The organism is Pseudarthrobacter sp. CCNWLW207 (assembly GCF_037203945.1).
Lineage (GTDB): Bacteria > Actinomycetota > Actinomycetes > Actinomycetales > Micrococcaceae > Arthrobacter.
The window spans coordinates 148,534-165,558 of record NZ_JBBCBS010000007.1; the positions used below are offsets into that span (position 1 = coordinate 148,534).

Annotated in this window: 14 protein-coding genes; 3 read left to right on the forward strand and 11 right to left on the reverse strand. The window is 65.7% G+C overall.

From position 1 onward, the window contains the following. Positions 1-3: 3 nt before the first annotated feature. The 4 genes from V9L17_RS14045 to V9L17_RS14060 are packed head-to-tail and all read right to left on the reverse strand — an operon-like array spanning position 4 to position 4,070. The gene (locus V9L17_RS14045) at positions 4-999 is read right to left on the reverse strand and encodes a sugar phosphate isomerase/epimerase family protein (protein WP_337346943.1); all 996 of its coding nucleotides are present in this window, start codon (positions 997-999) and stop codon (positions 4-6) included. Between the two features lies 1 nt (position 1,000). After that, entirely contained in the window at positions 1,001-2,188 is a 1,188-nt protein-coding gene (locus V9L17_RS14050) for a Gfo/Idh/MocA family protein (RefSeq protein WP_337351869.1), read from the reverse strand. Then, positions 2,185-3,330, reverse strand: coding sequence for a Gfo/Idh/MocA family protein (locus tag V9L17_RS14055; protein WP_337351870.1), 1,146 nt, complete (start codon positions 3,328-3,330; stop codon positions 2,185-2,187). The genes V9L17_RS14050 and V9L17_RS14055 overlap by 4 nt, the downstream gene beginning before the upstream one ends. Then, positions 3,327-4,070: a sugar phosphate isomerase/epimerase family protein gene (locus V9L17_RS14060; RefSeq protein WP_337351871.1), complete on the reverse strand. Its 744-nt coding sequence runs from the start codon at positions 4,068-4,070 to the stop codon at positions 3,327-3,329. Before V9L17_RS14060 ends, V9L17_RS14055 begins: the two co-directional genes overlap by 4 nt. Before the next feature lie 133 nt (positions 4,071-4,203). On the opposite strand from V9L17_RS14060, the gene V9L17_RS14065 reads away from it, so the two are divergent. After that, a complete protein-coding gene (locus tag V9L17_RS14065) occupies positions 4,204-5,415 on the forward strand; it encodes an ROK family transcriptional regulator (protein WP_337351872.1) in 1,212 nt (403 codons plus the stop codon). Positions 5,416-5,422: 7 nt separating this feature from the next. On the opposite strand, the gene V9L17_RS14070 is transcribed toward V9L17_RS14065, so the two are convergent. Beyond that, positions 5,423-6,382 carry a D-2-hydroxyacid dehydrogenase family protein gene (locus V9L17_RS14070; RefSeq protein ID WP_337351873.1) on the reverse strand — a complete coding sequence of 320 codons (960 nt, stop codon included), beginning with the start codon at positions 6,380-6,382 and terminating at the stop codon, positions 5,423-5,425. A gap of 150 nt (positions 6,383-6,532) precedes the next feature. Between V9L17_RS14070 and V9L17_RS14075 the strand changes: the two genes are divergently transcribed. Beyond that, on the forward strand, positions 6,533-7,729 hold the full coding sequence (locus V9L17_RS14075; RefSeq protein ID WP_337351874.1) for an MFS transporter: 1,197 nt from the start codon (positions 6,533-6,535) through the stop codon (positions 7,727-7,729). Positions 7,730-7,963: 234 nt separating this feature from the next. Here the strand turns inward: V9L17_RS14075 and aceB are convergent, their stop codons facing one another. Both aceB and aceA read right to left on the reverse strand, forming a co-directional pair. Beyond that, positions 7,964-9,616, reverse strand: coding sequence for a malate synthase A (aceB, locus tag V9L17_RS14080; protein ID WP_337351875.1), 1,653 nt, complete (start codon positions 9,614-9,616; stop codon positions 7,964-7,966). 103 nt (positions 9,617-9,719) lie between these two features. After that, the gene (gene aceA / locus V9L17_RS14085) at positions 9,720-11,036 is read right to left on the reverse strand and encodes an isocitrate lyase (RefSeq protein WP_337351876.1); all 1,317 of its coding nucleotides are present in this window, start codon (positions 11,034-11,036) and stop codon (positions 9,720-9,722) included. A gap of 154 nt (positions 11,037-11,190) precedes the next feature. Between aceA and V9L17_RS14090 the strand changes: the two genes are divergently transcribed. Further along, on the forward strand, positions 11,191-12,705 hold the full coding sequence (locus V9L17_RS14090) for a helix-turn-helix domain-containing protein (protein ID WP_337348000.1): 1,515 nt from the start codon (positions 11,191-11,193) through the stop codon (positions 12,703-12,705). Positions 12,706-12,877: 172 nt separating this feature from the next. Here V9L17_RS14090 and V9L17_RS14095 read toward each other — a convergent pair whose 3' ends face one another. The 4 genes from V9L17_RS14095 to V9L17_RS14110 form a co-directional block, all read right to left on the reverse strand. After that, on the reverse strand, positions 12,878-13,612 hold the full coding sequence (locus tag V9L17_RS14095; protein ID WP_337351877.1) for a hypothetical protein: 735 nt from the start codon (positions 13,610-13,612) through the stop codon (positions 12,878-12,880). 97 nt (positions 13,613-13,709) lie between these two features. Beyond that, complete coding sequence (locus V9L17_RS14100) at positions 13,710-14,744, reverse strand: TAXI family TRAP transporter solute-binding subunit (protein ID WP_337351878.1); 1,035 nt, start codon at positions 14,742-14,744, stop codon at positions 13,710-13,712. Then, positions 14,741-16,177 (reverse strand): sensor histidine kinase, encoded by a 1,437-nt coding sequence (locus V9L17_RS14105; protein ID WP_337351879.1) that lies wholly within the window; start codon positions 16,175-16,177, stop codon positions 14,741-14,743. The genes V9L17_RS14100 and V9L17_RS14105 overlap by 4 nt, the downstream gene beginning before the upstream one ends. Further along, positions 16,174-16,842, reverse strand: coding sequence for a response regulator transcription factor (locus V9L17_RS14110; protein WP_337351880.1), 669 nt, complete (start codon positions 16,840-16,842; stop codon positions 16,174-16,176). The genes V9L17_RS14105 and V9L17_RS14110 overlap by 4 nt, the downstream gene beginning before the upstream one ends. Positions 16,843-17,025: the final 183 nt, after the last annotated feature.

Sequence of the window (17,025 nt, forward strand, 5' to 3'; positions counted from 1 at the left end):
TGCCTACTGCTTGAAGGCGGCGTCGAAGGAGGTGCTCGACGCCGGGAAGTCGAATTTCTTCAGCGCGGCGAGGGCTTCGGGGGCGCCGTGGAGGCGGTCCATGCCGGCGTCTTCCCATTCAACGGAGATGGGCCCGGTGTAGCCGATGGCGGTGAGGGCGCGGAAGGAGGCTTCCCAGGGTACGTCGCCGCGGCCGGCGGAGACGAAGTCCCAGCCCCGGCGCGGGTCGCCCCAGGCCAGGTGGGAGCCCATGACGGTGTTACGGCCCGTGGGGCGGAGCTTAGTGTCCTTGCAGTCCACGTGGTAGATCCGGTCCTTGAAGTCCCAGATGAACGAGACGGGGTCGATGCCCTGCCACATCATGTGGGAGGGGTCCCAGTTCAGGCCGAACGCGGGCCGGTGGCCGATCGCTTCGAGGGTGCGGACGGTGGTCCAGTAGTCGTAAGCGATTTCGGAGGGGTGGACTTCGTGCGCGAAACGGACGCCGCATTCGTCAAAGACGTCCAGGATGGGGTTCCAACGGTCCGCGAAGTCCTGGTAGCCGGCGTCGATGACCTTTTCCGGGACGGGCGGGAACATGGCCACGTACTGCCAGATGGATGAGCCGGTAAAGCCGACGACGGTATCCACGCCCAGTGCCTTCGCTAGCCGGGCGGTGTGCTTCATTTCCTCCGCGGCGCGTTGGCGGACACCTTCGGGGTCGCCGTCGCCCCAGACCTTGGATCCCACGATGGCTTCGTGACGGAAGTCGATGGGGTCATCGCAGACGGCCTGGCCCTTGAGGTGGTTGGAGATGGCCCAGACCTTGAGGTTGTACTTTTCCAGGACGGCGAGTTTGGACTCGACATAGCCGGGTTCGTCCCAGCGCCAGGCATCCAGGTGGTCCCCGGACACGGCGATTTCCAGGCCGTCGTATCCCCAGCCGGAAGCGAGCTTGGCGACTTCCTCGAAGGGGAGGTCGGCCCACTGGCCGGTGAACAGGGTGTAGGGGCGGGGCATGTCAGGCTCCTTCAGGGACGGCGACGGGGGTGCTGGTGTCGAGGTAAATCGTGGTGCTTTTTGCGGCGGCGGATTCTTCGATGGCGTTCAGGATCCGCTGGACTTCCAAGCCGTCTTCGAACGACGGCGTGGGTGGGGTCCCGCCGTCCACCGCGAGGAGGAAGTCGCGGATCTCGTGCGTGAACGTGTGCTCCCAGCCGATGATGTGGCCCTGCGGCCACCACGCGTCCAGATACGGGTGGTCGGGTTCGCTGACCAGGATCCGGCGGTAGCCCTGTTCGCGCGCCGGTGCGGTGGCGTCGAGGAAGCGGAGTTCGTTCAGGTTTTCCAGGTCGAAGAGGATGGAGCCCTGATCGCCGTAGATTTCCAGTTGCAGGGAGTTCTTCCGGCCGGTGGCCACCCGGGAGGCTTCCACTGAGGCGATCGCGCCGGAGGCGAGGGACAGGGTGGCCCAGGCGGCGTCGTCGACCGTGACCTCCTCCAGTCCTGCCGCGCCGGGGCGGCGGGTGGTGAACGTGTGCGTGCGGCCGGAGACCTCGGTGACCTTGTCCTCGAGGAGGAACAGGACCTGGTCGATCGCGTGTGAGGCGATGTCGCCCAGGGCCCCGGACCCGGCGGTTTCCTTGGTCAGGCGCCAGGTCATGGGCGCTGTTTCGTCCGCGAGCCAGTCCTGCAGATAGGCTGCGCGGACGTGCCGGACGGCCCCGACGCGGCCTTCGGCGATGAGTTCCCGGGCCAGGGCCAGGGCCGGGACGCGGCGGTAGTTGAACCCCACCATCGACTGCACGCCCTTCGCCCTTGCCGCCTGGGCGGCTTGGGTCATAGCTTCGGCCTCGGCCAGGGTGTTGGCCAGCGGCTTTTCCAGGAGCACATGCTTGCCCGCTGCGAGGGCGGCGGTAGCGATTTCGGCGTGCATCCACCCCGGCGCGCAGATATCCACGATGTGGATGTCGTCCCGATCCAGGACAGCGCGCCAGTCCGTGGCAGTCTCCGCCCAGCCGTACTTTGCGGCGGCTTCGCGGACGCCGGCGGTGTCCCGGCCCACCAGGAGCTTCTGCTCAAAGGCCGGCACATCGAAGAAGCTGGCCACATTCCGCCACGCATTTGAGTGGGCCTTGCCCATAAAGGCATAGCCAATCATGGCAACCCCGAGCGGGCGCTGGTTGTTCGTTGCTGGGGTCATGATCATGCGTCCTGGAGAGTGGCGGTTTCGGGGGCCCAGTCCTCGGGGAGGGCCGGGGAAGCGGGCGCGGAACTGGCGACGTCCACGAACGTGCCGGTTTCCATGGATTCGGAGATCGAGACCATGCTGTCCAGGACGTGGTAGGCCAGATTTCCCGTGGCGCGGTGCGGCACGCCGGCCCGGATGGACCGGGCCATGTCCAGGACGCCCATGCCGCGGCCGTTGGCAGGCCCGGTGGCCGGAATGGTGGTCCACTCCTCGTCGCCGGCCCGCCAGAGCTTGAGGTCGCCGTCGAAATTGTTGGGGTCCGGCAGGCTGAGGGTGGCCTCGGTTCCGGTGATCTCCACGAAGCCCATCCGGGCGCGCGGCGATTCGAACGAGAAGACGCTGTGGGAGGAGGCGCCTGACTCGAACTGGGCCATCGCGGACACGTGCGTAGGTACCTCGACGGTAAATTCCTCACCGGCCTTGGGTCCGGAGCCGATGACGCGGACGTCCTTGGCCTTGGACCCGACGGCGGCGACCTTCCGTATGGAGCCGAAGGTCTGGACCAGGGCGGTGAGGTAGTAGGGGCCCATGTCGAAGAGCGGGCCGGCGCCGTGCTGGAAGAGGAACGCCGGATTGGGGTGCCACGACTCCGGGCCAGGGGTCTGGAACGTGGTCATGGCGGTAAGCGGGACGCCGATGTCGCCCCGTTCGATGATCCGGCGGGCCGTCTGCAGGCCAGCGCCCAGGAACGTGTCCGGCGCGCAGCCCAGACGAATGCCGGCGGCGTCGGCGGTCTTAAGCAGGCCCAGCCCGGATTCGCGGTCCAGGGAGAAGGGCTTCTCGGTCCAGACGTGCTTGCCGGCGTTGACAGCCGCCGTGGCCACCTCCACGTGGGCCGCGGGGATAGTCAGGTTCACGATAATCTCGACGTCGGGATGGTTCAGGGCCGCGTCCACGCCGCCCCACTGGGCGATGCCGTATTCCTTGGCGCGGGCTTCGGCGGCCTCCTCGAAGAGGTCGGCGATGACGTGGACCTTGAGGTCCGGGAAGATCGTGAGGTTGTCCAGGTAGGCCTTGGAGATGTTGCCCGCGCCGATGACGGCAACGCCCACCGGACCCCGGCCCGTGGCTTCTGCGTCCGTGCCTGCTGCGCCGCTCATGCCTTGGCGCCTTCGGCTGCCTTAAGGTACGCGAGGCTTTCGGCGATGCCTTCGAAAATGTCCCCGGAGTAGTCGTCGAACTCCACCACGCCGACTTCGAGGGACTTGGCGGCCGCGACGACGTCGAGGACAGCCACCTTGCCCTTGCCCGCAGGCAACTGGGCTTTGGTGTCGGTGTTCAGCGGGCCGTCCTTGATGTGGATGAGCTTTACCCGGTCACCGAGTTTGGTCAGGATGTCCACGGGGTCCTGTCCGCCCACGGCCACCCAGTAGGTGTCCACCTCGAGGACAACCTCGGGGTCCAGAAGATCTGCGAAGTACTCCAGGGCAGTGCGTCCCTCGATGGTGGACTCCAATTCCCAGGCGTGATTGTGGTAGCCCACGCGGATCCCGTATTCGGCGCCCTTCTTGGCAGCGGCGTTGAGCCGGGCGGCCGTGGCCTGGATGTCCTCCGTGGATTGCCAGCGGTCTGCCGCGATGAACGGGTCGATCACGGTGGTGATACCCAGTTCCCTGGCGGCGGCGAAGATCTGGTCCTGGTCCTGGCTGAGCAGCGGTGCGTGTCCGGACGGTGCGGTCAGGCCGTTTTCCGTCAGCGCAACCCCGAGTTCCTTGGCGGTGGCAACAAAGTTGTAGGGCTCCACCTGGGTGAAGCCGATCTCCGCTACCTTGCGGATCGTGCCGGGCAGATCCTCCTGCATCGCATTGCGCAGGGTGTATAGCTGGATTGAATAGTTCATGGGTTCTCCTGACCTCGAGACGCTTTCCCCTAAAGCTAGAACTACTTTTGACGAGGGTCAAGCAAAAGTTGAATGTTAGGCGTCAACCTTTTCTCAGCGTGACACGCAGAAGAGGGTGTGTTATTCATGAACCATGAGTCTCATGCCCGGAACTGCGCCCGCCAGCCCTGATGGCGGCGGCAATCTGGCGCGCGCTGGTGACCTCTTTCAGCTCTTGCGGGACGGCAAGGCACGAACCCGGGCCGAGCTGGCCCTGACCACGGGCCTTGCCCGTTCCACCGTCGCCGCACGCATCGACGCCCTGATCTCGTCCGGCCTGGTGGGGGCAGCGGGGGAGGCGAACTCCAGTGGCGGCAGGCCGCCGTCGCGCTTTGCCTTCAACCCCGCCGCACGCGCCGTCCTGGCCGTCGACGTCGGGGCCACCCACGTGATTGTTGCCGTCACGGACCTCAGCGGACGAATCCTGGCGGAGCGGCGCCTCGCGCAGGACGTTGCCGAAGGGCCCGAACCCGTGCTCGGCAGGGTAGTACAGGAAGGACTGGCCCTGCTGCAGCAGGCCGGCCGGGACGTGGGCGATGTCGCCGGCGTGGGCATCGGACTCCCGGGTCCGGTGGAACATGCCACCGGAAGGCCCGTCAAGCCGCCCATCATGCCTGGCTGGGACGGGTTCGACGTCGTCCGTTACGTTCAGCGGTCGCTGCCCGTGCCGGTACTGGTGGACAACGACGTCAACATCATGGCCTTGGGCGAGCGGGCAGCGCACTGGCCCGATCACGAGAATTTCCTGTTCATCAAGGTAGCCACCGGCATCGGCTCCGGGATCATCAGCAGCGGCGAGCTGCAGCGTGGCGCGAACGGCACAGCGGGCGACCTGGGCCACGTCCGGGTCCCGCGCGGCGACGACGTTCTCTGCCGGTGCGGGAACTACGGTTGCCTGGAAGCGCTCGCTTCCGGGCCGGCCATCGCCGCGGAACTCACGCGCCAAGGAGTGCCGGCATCGAAAGGCAGCGACGTCCTGCGGCTCGTGGCCGGCGGAAATGTGCAGGCCGTCCAGGCCCTGCGCCAGGCCGGACGGGACGTGGGCGACGTGCTGGCCACCGTGGTGAACCTGCTTAACCCCTCCGTCATTGTCATTGGCGGCAGCCTGGGCCAGGCGGGCGAACACCTGATGGCAGGCGTCCGCGAAGTGGTGTACCGGCGGTCCCTGCCGCTGGCGACCTCGCACTTGGGGATAGCGCTGACGGTGGCCGGAGACCAGGCCGCCATCCTCGGTGCCAGCCAGCTGGTCACGCAGTTTGTGCTGTCCCCTGCAGCAATCGAAGCGACACTCCAGGCAGCTGGCTAGCGAATTACTACGGGGTGAGCACCCGCACTGGTGAGCCGGCAAGCCACGCCCTTACGTCCTCGAACGCGCCGCCATAGAACTGCCGGTAGCTTTCCGCTGTCACGTAGCCCAGGTGCGGGGAGAGCACCGTGTTGGGGGCCGACAGGAGGGGGTGGCCCGCGGGCAGGGGTTCTTCGTCGAAGACATCCAGGGCGGCGCCGCGGATCCAGCCCCCGGCCAGCGCGCGTACCAGCGCGTCCTGGTCCACTAGTGGCCCCCGGGCGGTGTTCACCAGGATGCCTTCAGGGCCAAGGAGCCGCAGTTCGGGTTCACCCACTATTCCCTCGGAACGGGGAGACAGCCGCAGGTGGAGCGTGGCGACGTCGGAATTTCTGAACAGGTCCTCCTTGCTGACGAGCTGGACACCAGCCTCGGAGGCACTTTCGGCGGTGAGGTTTTGGCTCCAGGCGAGCACTTCCATCCCAAAAGCCTGGCCATAGGTGGCGATCCTGCGGCCAATCTTGCCCAGCCCCACGATGCCGAGGGTCTTGCCGGCCAGCTCGAACCCCACAGTGGTTTGCCACGTGCCGGCGCGCAGCGAGTTTTCTTCGGCGGGGATGTGCCGGGCGGCCGCCAGCAGCAGGGCCCAAGTCATTTCCGGTGCTGCGGCGGGGGAGCCGGCGGTCCCGCACACGGTGATGCCCGATTCCGCCGCGGCACCGACGTCGATGGACGCGTTCGCCATGCCCGTGGTGACCAGTAGCTTGAGCGCGGGCAGCCTTTCAAGGACCGAACGGGGAAAGGGCGTCCGCTCCCGCATGGCGATGACGATCCCGACGTCCGCGAGGGCCGCCACCAGGGCATCTTCACTGGTGAAGGGTTCCCGAAAAACGGTGACGGACACCCCGTCCTGTTCGAGGGCAGCCCAGTCGGCGAAGCCGTGGGCAACACCCTGGTAGTCGTCGAGGATGGCAAGCCGGTGCTGCATGTCTGTTTCCTTCGTCACGTAGTCAGAGCTTGGTGCTCGAGGGCCTGGGCTTATCGTAGCTTTGGCGCTTCCCGCCGCGGACGTCCGGGGGCCGCGCGGCGTGATAGCAATGGAAGTGATGAAATCATTTTTAATGCCAGTAGCTGCCCAGTGAACGGCCGGCTCCTGGCCCGTGTTCCGAACGGCTGGATCCTGCTTGCCTGCATCGGCCTCCTGGCGCTCAATCTGCGGGGTCCGTTTGTGGCGGTCGCCCCGGTTGTGGACGTCATGCAGGCAGAGCTGGGCTTGTCACCGGTGGTGCTGGGGCTCCTGACCAGCATCCCGGTACTCTGCTTCTCCCTGTTCGCGCCGGTGGCGTCGCTGGCTGCGCGCAGGTTCGGGGCTGAGTTCGCTGTGACGCTCACCATCCTCGGCGTGCTTGCCGGCGTGGTGGTCCGCTCTGCAGGCGGCCCTGCCCTTGTTGTTGCAGGCACTGTGCTGATCGGTCTTGCCATCACGGTGGGAAATATTGCGGTTCCGCTGATTATCCGGCGGGACTTTTCGCCGCTGCGGCAAGGGACGGCAATGGGCGTGTACACGGCGGCGCTGAACATTGGCTCATTCCTGACCTCCGTAGTCACCGCGCCGCTGGCCGAGCTGGCCGGGTGGCGGGCGGCGCTCGCTGCGGTGGGGATCCTGGCAGTGGCGGCGATCGCCTTCTGGACTGCCGCCGTCGGCGCCCGCAGCGCCTTTGTCCCCACAAGTGTTGAAGCGCCGGGCGGCCAGGCGCGGCCCGCCGTCAGGGGCTCCGGCTGGATCACCGCAGGACTGACCGCCGGATTCGCGGGACAGGCCTTCTCCTATTACGCCGTGACCGCGTGGCTCCCGAGCTACCTCAGCGATGAACTCAGCATGTCAGCCTCCGCGGCCGGCGCCGGATCGTCCATCTTCCAGATCCTCGCCATTGTGGGCGCCCTTGGCGTACCGTTTGCGGCAAAATACTCCAGCACGACGACGGCGGCCCTCACCTTGGGCGTCCTGTGGACGGCCGTGCCGGCCGGGCTGCTGCTCGCGCCGGGGCTGTGGTGGCTCTGGTCCGTGTGCGGCGGGATTGCCCAAGGCGGCGGGATCACGCTGATTTTTATCGCCATCATCAAGCTGGCCCGCGATCAGGCGTCAGCGGGCCGGATGTCCGCCATCGTCCAGGGCGTGGGCTACTGCTTCGCGGCGGTAGCCCCGCCGCTCGTGGGGTTCGTGCACGACGCCGCAGGTTCGTGGACCCCGGCGCTGCTGGTAGTCCTGGCGTCCGTGCTGACGTTCTTCCTCTGCACCACCCTCGCCGTGCGGCTGGTGCCCAAGGGCCGCTGACGGGTCCCGCCGTCGTCGTTCTTCCCCTGCCCAGACTTTCGAAACGCTCTCAGATCCTGCAACAAATGCAGCAACGCTCTCTCACTTTCTTGAAAAAAGTGAGAGAGCGTCCGGGGGCACACGGTGTGGGCTGGCCGTGCGCGCCTTCTTATGGGGTGTTCCGTCGCCGGGCCGGCCCCCGGATCTCGGGGTGCCTGTTGCGAACGGCATGCCAGCCCGGCGAACGGAAATCGGTCAGGCCGCGGCCAGCTCCTCAACCGTGGCCTTTTCACGGGCCTCCGTCAGGTACCTCGCGTAGGCGGGGAGCGTCAGGAAGGACGGGAAGTCCTGGGCGAGGGTGACTTCTTCGAAGATGTCGCGGGCGTCTTCGAAGCGGTCTCCGTCGAAGCGTTCCAGGCGTGCGAACTCTTCGTCGAGGAGTTCCTCGATCCAGCGGTGGGTGATGATTTCGCCGTGGTCGGTGATGGCGGACGCGTACATCCACTGCCACAGCTGGGAGCGGGAGATCTCGGCGGTGGCGGCGTCTTCCATGAGGTTGTGGATGGCGACGGCGCCGTTCCCCCGCAGCCAGGACTCGATATAGCGGATGCCTACTTCGATGTTGTTCCGGATGCCCTGTTCGGTGATGGTGCCCTCAGTGGCGGCTACGTTGATCAGGGCGCGGTCATCGGGGATCACGTCCTCGCGGAGCTTCCCGAGCTGGTTGGGGTGCTCGCCGAGGATGCTGTCGAACACTTCGCGGCACACCGGCACCAGGTCCGGGTGGGCTACCCAGGAGCCGTCGAAGCCGTCGTTGGCCTCGCGGGTCTTGTCGGCGCGGACCTTTTCGAAGGCGTTGGTGTTGGCTGCTTCGTCCTTGCGGTTGGGCACGGCTGCTGCCATCCCGCCGATGGCCATGGCGCCGCGCTTGTGGCAGGCCCGAACCAGCTGTTCGGTGTAGGCGCGCATGAAGGGCTGGGTCATGGTCACCTGGGCGCGGTCCGGGAGGACGAACCGGGGGCCGCGGGTGCGGAAGTTCTTGATCAGGGAGAAGATGTAGTCCCAGCGCCCGGCGTTCAGGCCTGATGCGTGGTCCCGGAGTTCGTAGAGGATTTCTTCCATTTCGAAGGCTGCGGTGATGGTTTCGATCAGCACGGTGGCGCGGATGGTGCCCTGCGGGATGCCGAGGAGGTCCTGGGCGAGGATGAAGATGTCGTTCCAGAGCCGGGCTTCGAGGTGGTTCTCGATCTTGGGCAGGTAGAAGTACGGGCCTTTGCCCTGGGCCAGCAGGCGGCGGGCGTTGTGGAAGAAGAACAGGCCGAAGTCAACGATCCCGCCGGCCACCGGGGTGCCGTCGATGAGCATGTGCTTCTCCGGCAGGTGCCAGCCGCGGGGACGGACCACGATGGTGGGCAGTTCCCCGGCCGGGCGCAGCTTGTACTCCTTGCCCTCAGGGGTGGTGAAGTCGATCCGACGTTCCAGCGCATCGGTGAGGTTCAGCTGGCCCTTGATCACGTTCCGCCACGTGGGGGTGGAGGAGTCCTCCATGTCCGCGAGCCAGACCTTCGCGCCGGAGTTCAGGGCGTTGATGGTCATTTTCTTGTCCACGGGCCCGGTGATCTCAACGCGGCGGTCTTCCAGGCCAGGTGCCGGGGGAGCGACGCGCCACGACGGGTCATTGCGGATGTCCTCGGTCTCCCGCAGGAACCGCGGGTCCTGGCCGCCGGCGATGTCAGCCCGCCGGGTCCGGCGTGCCTGCAGCAATTCCTGGCGCCGCGCCGCCGTCGCCCGGTGCAACTTGGCCACAAACTCCAGAGCGTCGGGAGTCAGAACCTCGTTCTGCCGGCAAATAGGCTGCGCGGTCAACGTAATGCCGTTGATGGTGAAGTTGTCAGTGAAGCTGTTCATGGGAGTGACTCCTTAAAAGTCCGCCGTTGCCCTATCACTTGTGGTCCCCAAAAGCGGCGAATGAGGACTCTAAGTGATAGGGCAACGAGGAAGGGGGAAGAATTTAGTGGAACTGGCCCTCTTCGGTCGATCCGACCAGTGCGAGGGTGGATGCGTTCGGGTTGAGCGCGGTAGCGATGTCGTCGAAGTAGCCGGTGCCGACTTCGCGCTGGTGCTTGGTCGCGGTGTAGCCGCGGGATTCGGAGGCGAATTCCTTCTCCTGGAGTTCGACGTAAGCGCTCATGCCTTCACGGGCGTAGCCGTGGGCGAGGTCGAACATCGAGTAGTTCAGGGCGTGGAAGCCGGCCAGGGTGATGAACTGGAAGGTGAAGCCCATGGCGCCGAGTTCACGCTGGAACTTCGCGATGGTGGCGTCGTCCAGGTGCTTGCGCCAGTTGAACGACGGCGAGCAGTTGTAGGACAGCATCTGGTCCGGGAACTCGGCCTTGACCGCTTCGGCGAACTTGCGGGCCAGCTCAAGGTCCGGGGTGCCCGTTTCCATCCAGATGAGATCGGAGTACGGGGCGTAGGCCTTGGCGCGGGCGATGCAGGGTTCGATGCCGTTGCGGACCTTGTAGAAGCCCTCCGGGGTCCGCTCGCCGGTAACGAATTCCTGGTCGCGGGGGTCGACGTCGGAGGTGATCAGGGTTGCTGCCTCGGCGTCGGTGCGGGCGATGACCACCGACGGGGTGCCAGCGACGTCGGCCGCCAGGCGGGCTGCGTTCAGGGTGCGGACGTGCTGCTGGGTGGGGATGAGGACCTTGCCGCCCAGGTGGCCGCACTTCTTCTCGGAGGCGAGCTGGTCCTCCCAGTGAACGCCTGACGCGCCGGCCTGGATCATGGATTTCATGAGCTCGTAGGCGTTCAGCGGGCCACCGAAGCCGGCCTCGGCGTCGGCCACGATCGGGACCATCCAGTCATCAACAGTCTGGATGCCCTCGGAGAACTCGATCTGGTCTGCCCGGAGGAGCGCGTTGTTGATGCGGCGCACCACCGTGGGGACCGAGTTGGCCGGGTAGAGCGACTGGTCCGGGTAGGTGTGGCCGGAGTTGTTGGCGTCCGCGGCAACCTGCCAGCCTGAAAGGTAGATGGCGCGCAGGCCGGCCTTGACCTGCTGCACGGCCTGGTTGCCGGTCAGGGCGCCCAAGGCGTTGGTGTATCCGCCGGTCTTGTGCTCTTCGGTGAGCTGCTTCCACAGCTTTTCCGAACCGCGGCGGGCCAGCGTGTGTTCCTCGGAGACGCGGCCGCGGAGGCGGACGACGTCGGAAGCTGAGTAGTCACGGGTCACACCTTCCCAGCGGGGGTTGGCGGCCCACTCAAGCTCCAGGGCGGCGGCCTGCTGTTCGGGCGTCTGCTGGGTGGGCTCAAATGCTGCAGTCATCGTTGTCTCCTTGATTGAGCTCCGGGGTGGTGATCCGCCGGCCAGGACTGCGTCCTTGCAGTCCCGGCCGGCTATCCCGGTGCGGTGTTTCTTTCCGTGATCACTACTTTTCAGCACTTCCCAACACTTCTCTAGGGGAAAATCATGGAAAGAAATGCACTTCTTCGCGTATCCTCAAGAAATGCCCCCTTCAAGCTGGAACCGCAAAGCCGCTGCACCGCCGTCGTCCACTGCCGCACCGGAACTGGACGTCATCAGCCTCGGCCGCCGCGTCCGCCACCTGCGCAAGGCGGCCGGCATGACGCTCGATGACCTGAGCGCCGCCGTCGGTACCGCCCCAAGCCAGCTGAGCCTGATTGAGAACGGCAAGCGCGAGCCCAAGCTGGGGCTGCTACAGCAGCTCGCAGCGGCGCTGAATGTGGGCATCGATCAACTGTTGGGCGCCGAGCCGCCCAACCGCAGGGCAGCCTTGGAAATCGAGCTGGAACGATACCAGCGCAGCCCCATCTACGAGTCACTGAACCTGCCCAAAATCCGCATCAGCTCGCGGCTTCCGATGGACGTGCTCGAGTCGATGGTGGGCCTGCAGCACGAGCTGGAGCGCAAGCTCAATGAGCAGATCGCCACGCCGGAGGAGGCCCGGCGCGCCAACGGTGAGCTGCGTGCCATGATGCGTGAGCGGAACAACTACTTTCCCGAGTATGAGGCCGAAGCCCAGAAGGTGCTGGCGAGCGTCGGGCACACCACCGGTCCGCTGTCCCAGCACGTGATCGCAGACATTGCCGCGCACCTGGGATTCAGCCTCCATCACGTGGGTGACCTGCCGCATTCAACCCGATCCGTCACTGATCTCAAGAACCACAGAATTTATCTCACGCAGAACCAGCGCACGGACCACGATCCCCGCTCGGTGCTGCTGCAGGCCCTGGGCCACTACGTCCTGGGCCACCAAACGCCCAAAAACTATGGTGATTTCCTGATGCAGCGCGTGGCCACCAACTATTTCGCCGCGGCGCTGATGCTCCCGGAGAAGGCCACCGTGGAGTTCCTGCAGCAAGCCAAACAGGCGAAGGAAATCGCCGTGGAGGACATCCGCGACGCCTTCGCAGTCTCCTACGAAACAGCCGCGCACCGCTTCACCAACCTCGCCACGGAGCACCTGGACATCCGCACGCACTTCCAGAAAACGCACCAGAGCGGCATCATCTACAAGGCCTACGAGAACGACGGCGTGACGTTCCCGCAGGACCACACCGGCGCCATTGAGGGCCAGCCGTCGTGCAAACAATGGACGTCCCGCGTGGTGTTCGACGTCGCCGACAAGTTCCGTGCCTACAACCAGTACACGGACACTCCCGCAGGGACGTACTGGTGCACCGCGCGAACCGAGCGCTCCGCAAACGGTGAGTTTTCGCTCTCCGTCGGCGTGCCATACGCGCACGTGAAGTGGTTCCGCGGAAGGGACACCACAGAACGGTCCAAGTCCACGTGCCCGGACGAAAGCTGTTGCAAACGTCCGCCGGCGGAGCTGGCCTCGGAATGGGCTGGCAACGCCTGGCCGTCCGCGCGGGCCCATTCGCACCTGCTGGCGGCCATGCCGCCCGGGGCGTTTCCCGGCGTCGACGAGACCGAGGTGTACAGCTTCCTCCAGGCGCACTCCGGTACCTGACCAGGACGTTCTCTCACTCTCTTGGCGAACGTTAACTGCTCCTGTTTGGGCGGTGGAGGAGTCATGGGCAAGGAGTGCGCCGACGCGTTAGGCAACGAGGTATCGGACCGGTCCCATCCCGCGAGCACCAGTATCGGGCCAATTGCTTGCAGCCTAGGTCCAAACGAGCCATCTATTCAGGCGCGAGGCGCTGTCCCTGTTGATCAGCGACTGTAAGGCTGGCAAGGATCGTTGTTGGCAGTCCTAAGGCAATCAGCGAGGCACGGATTTGGTAACGGCCGGGCACGAGCCCATCAAGTTCGGGGTTGTTTAGCAGGGCAGGGAGGACGAGTTGCTGGCCCGGGGCTAAGGGGGGCAGTTGAGCTGCCTTGCCGTGGGCGTACCAGCCGCTTCCGATTCTGTTTCCTTTGTAGTCGAGGACGATTCCCTGGACATGGCTGTGGTCTTCTTCGCTCGGATTCCACGTGCTTGCGGCGTCGTTGATTAGGACGACGGCAATTTCCGGTGGTGATCCCTTTGTCATCATGAATTTTGGTTGTGACCATTCCAGGCGTAACCCCTGCCTGCGGAGTTCCTGCACTGGAATTGGGAGATAGCTCGCGGGACCAGCAAATTGCCATCCGTTCTTGTCGTGATGCAACTGCACGAGAACCCATCGACCGGGGCTTGCTTGGTCGGGTGCGCCAAGCACAAGCATTTCTAGTGCCCAAGAAGGGTAGGAAGTCTGCAGGCGTCTCCAGCCAATAAGAGGGAAATCATCCGATGCCCGGGGCGGGAGCACGTTCTCCTCCGAGAACCAGCGCGAGACGATCTCATCCCAGCTCATTCCAACTTCGTGGAGGGTGGAGCGCTCAACCTCCCATGGTCCGAGCTGGGTTAGCTGCAATTCTGAAATCTTGTTCCCCATGGCTCTCATTCTGCCCCAGCCCACGTAGCTGCAGCTTTGACCGTGTCAGGAGCCCACCAACCTTCGGGGACCAGTTCAATGTGTGAGAGCGTTCGGTTCAGCCGTGGAGTTCCCGGTACGCATCAGCAGCTGCCGGGTGCAGCGGCAGGCCGGCAGTGTTGATCAGCGACTCCGGACTCAGGAACTGGACCCCCAGGCTGGAGCGCGGGATGAGTTCTTCGGCGTTCCCCACCAGCAGTTCGACGGTCCTCCTGACGGTCCGGTCATCGAGGTCGTTGCGGCAGAGGAGCAAGTTCGCCACGCCAATGGTCCACACCGCCGGAATCCCGTCGTAACTCCCGCCAGGGATCAGCACGCGGTCGTAGTAAGGGCCATAGCGCGTCCGTATGGACGGAAGCAATGACGACAGATCCAGGAGCTCCAGGGCGGCATCCCGGTTGCTTCCAGCGATGGCTGCCGTAGGCACGCCACCGGACCAGAACAGCGCATCCACTGCTCCGGCCTGCAGCGCCGCGAGGCCATCGTTGAGCCCGAGGTTCTGCACGGTGACTAAGTTTTCGACGGCGGACGTTGGGGCCGTGCCGACCGTTGCGGTGGCCAGTCCCGCCGCTTCAATGAGACGGGGTGTGGTCAGCGATGTCCCCGAACCGGGCTCGCCGACGGCAACCGTCCTGCCGGCCAGGGCGGCGAGATCGTGGATGCCGCTGTCCTTGCGCACCACGCAGTGGACGTAATTTTCATAGACCCGACCGAGCGCCCTGATTCCGGCGGCCGACTTGCCATCTGCTCCAAACTGCTCGGCCGCGGCATCCGCCAGCGCGATCGCGAACGTGGCCTGCCCCGCCAGCAGTTTCCCCAGGTTGTCCAGGCTGCCGCCGGTTATCAGAGCCGAAGCTGTATCCGCCACCCCATGTTGTTGGAGGGACGCAGCCAGCAGCGTGGCGAACTCAAGGTAGAAGCCCCCCGGCTCACCCCCAGCGACCGTGACACTGCCCGGACGGTCTTGGCGCGTACAGCCGCTGAGGGCCGGGCCCAACAACCCAGCCAAGCCGGCAGCCAGTCCTGCTTTGAGGGCCGCGCGCCTCCGCGGAAGGCCGCTGTGGCCACTGGCGGCGTTAGCCAGATCTGTCACGACGGGCCATCCTCACTCGGCCCGGCCACGGCGCGCGGAAATTCAATGCGCGCGATCAGGCCGTGCGGGGAAGCCCCGGCCAGCAGCAGTCGGCCACCGTTGGCACGCGCCAGCCTGTCCACAATGGTCATGCCCAAACCGTTGCCACGGATATTGCGGTGCTGTGGGGAGCGCCAGAAGCGGCTTGTGGCAGCAGCCCGCTCTTCGGCGGAAAGCCCGGGACCGTCGTCGGAAATTTCGACGGCGACTGCGTCCGGGAGGCTGCGGACGGCCACCGTAATGCGGGCACCGGCCGCGTACTTGATGGCGTTGTTGATCAGCTCGCCAACCATCTGGGCCAGTTCTGCGGCGTTGCAGGCTATGTGCACCGCGGGCTTGGGCGGACCGTCCAGCAGGATCGAGGCCCCGCTTTGCCGTGCCGCCGGGCCAGCCCGCTCGGTTTCTTCCTGCAGGACCGCGTAAGGGTCCACAACGGCCGGGAGCACGTGCGAGGCGGCTCTTGGCGGGACTCCGGCCGAGTCTTCGGATGCCCGGTGTTCCGCTGCAGCGAGGCGCAATACGCCGTCGAGGATGTCCTCCACACGCTCAAGCTCGGCGAGGACCCCGTCCGACGCCTTCTTTTCCCGGGCGGTCTGCAGTTCAAGCTGCAGCAAGTCGATCCTCAACCGCAGTGCACCCACCGGGTTTCGTAGCTGGTGGGAGGTATCGGCAATCAGCTGGCGCTGGGAGTCGATGCTCTCGCTGACCGTCCGCGCCATTCTGGTGAAGGAACGGCTCAATTCCCGCAGTTCCGGCGGTCCGGCCTCAGGAAGATTTCCGGTCCGGCCTGTTGCCTCAAGCTCCGTCACGGCCGCATTCAGGCGGTGCACAGGGCGCAGCACCCAGCCGGTTACGCGGGCGGCGCCGAGGAGGAGCACCGCAGCGAGGGCGGCTGCGGCCACTCCAACGAGGAGCCACCGCTCGCGCAGTTTCAGCCGCGCGGCATCCAAGTTGACCTTTAGTACGGCCTCGCCCAGAACCTGGCTGGCACTGCCGAACGAACGGGAGATCACCTCGGAGCCTGTTCCAAAGGGCTGAAGCGGCGACAGGGCGGTGTCGTTGAGGTTGAGGCTGGCCCGGGCCAGTGCATCGCGGACACCTGGGCTCTCCTCGTTCAGTCCGCCCGAGCGCAGGGTGCCTGCCTGGAGGCGGATCAGGACCCCCTCTCCGTACAGTTCGGAGTATCTGTCCATCTCGGTCTGCAGCTGTGTGGGGTCCCCTCCCTCGGTCGCGGCGTCGAAGGCCACCTGCGCGAGGCGGTTCAGGGCGGCTGCCCGGTTGATCTGGAGTTCCTGGGTCAGCTCCCGGCTGGCCGACGTCAGGATCGCCGTTGAGGCGAAAATGACGATGAGGACGGACAGGATACTCAGGACCCCGAGGACGCGCAGCCTCACGCCGGCTCCGCCTCGACCCGGTAGCCCACGCCCCGGACGTTGATAATGAAGCCGGGCAGTTGGAGCTTGGCGCGCAGGCCTGTCAGGTGCACGTCGAGGGATCGTGAGGAGGCAAGGAACGCGTCGCCCCATAGAGCATCCAGGATCTGCTCCCGGGTGACCACTGAACCGGCGTGGCCCGCCAGGAGCGCAAGCAGGTCGAATTCGGTGGCGGTCAGGGGCAGGACCCTGGAACCGATCGCCGCCACACGACGTTCGAGGTCCACTTCGAGTCCGCCCAGCACGATGGTCCGCTGCCTGCTGTCCCTTGCACGGCCCGCCCGCCGGGTGACTGCTTCGATGCGGGCAAGGAGCTCAACGAGTTTCACCGGCTTGACGAGGTAGTCATCAGCTCCGGACCGCAGGCCAAGCACCACGCTGCGTTCGTCGTCGCGGGCTGTCAAAATCAGGATCGGGACGGGTGTTACCTGGCGAAGCTTGCGCAGGACGTCGAGTCCGTCCATGTCCGGCAGGCCCAGATCGAGCAGGATGACTCCAAAGCGCCGGTGCTCCAGGAGCGCGTCAGCTCCGCGGGCAACCCGGGAGGCCGTGTGTCCGGCGGAAACCACGGCTGCGTCGAGCGCGGACGCCATGGCGTCGTCGTCCTCGACGATGAGCACATCCATTGCCTGATCCTGTTCCGTTTGAGCGGCCGTTTCTTCCCCAGTCCGCCTTTGGAGATTACCCCGTTCGCCGATATTCCGCCCTGCACTGGGCGGGACCAGCTTTCAGCGCCAGGCATTGGGGCAAAACCTAAGGAAGTGTTAGGACTTCGGCTCCAGCGTTGGTTGTGCGATGGATCACCCATA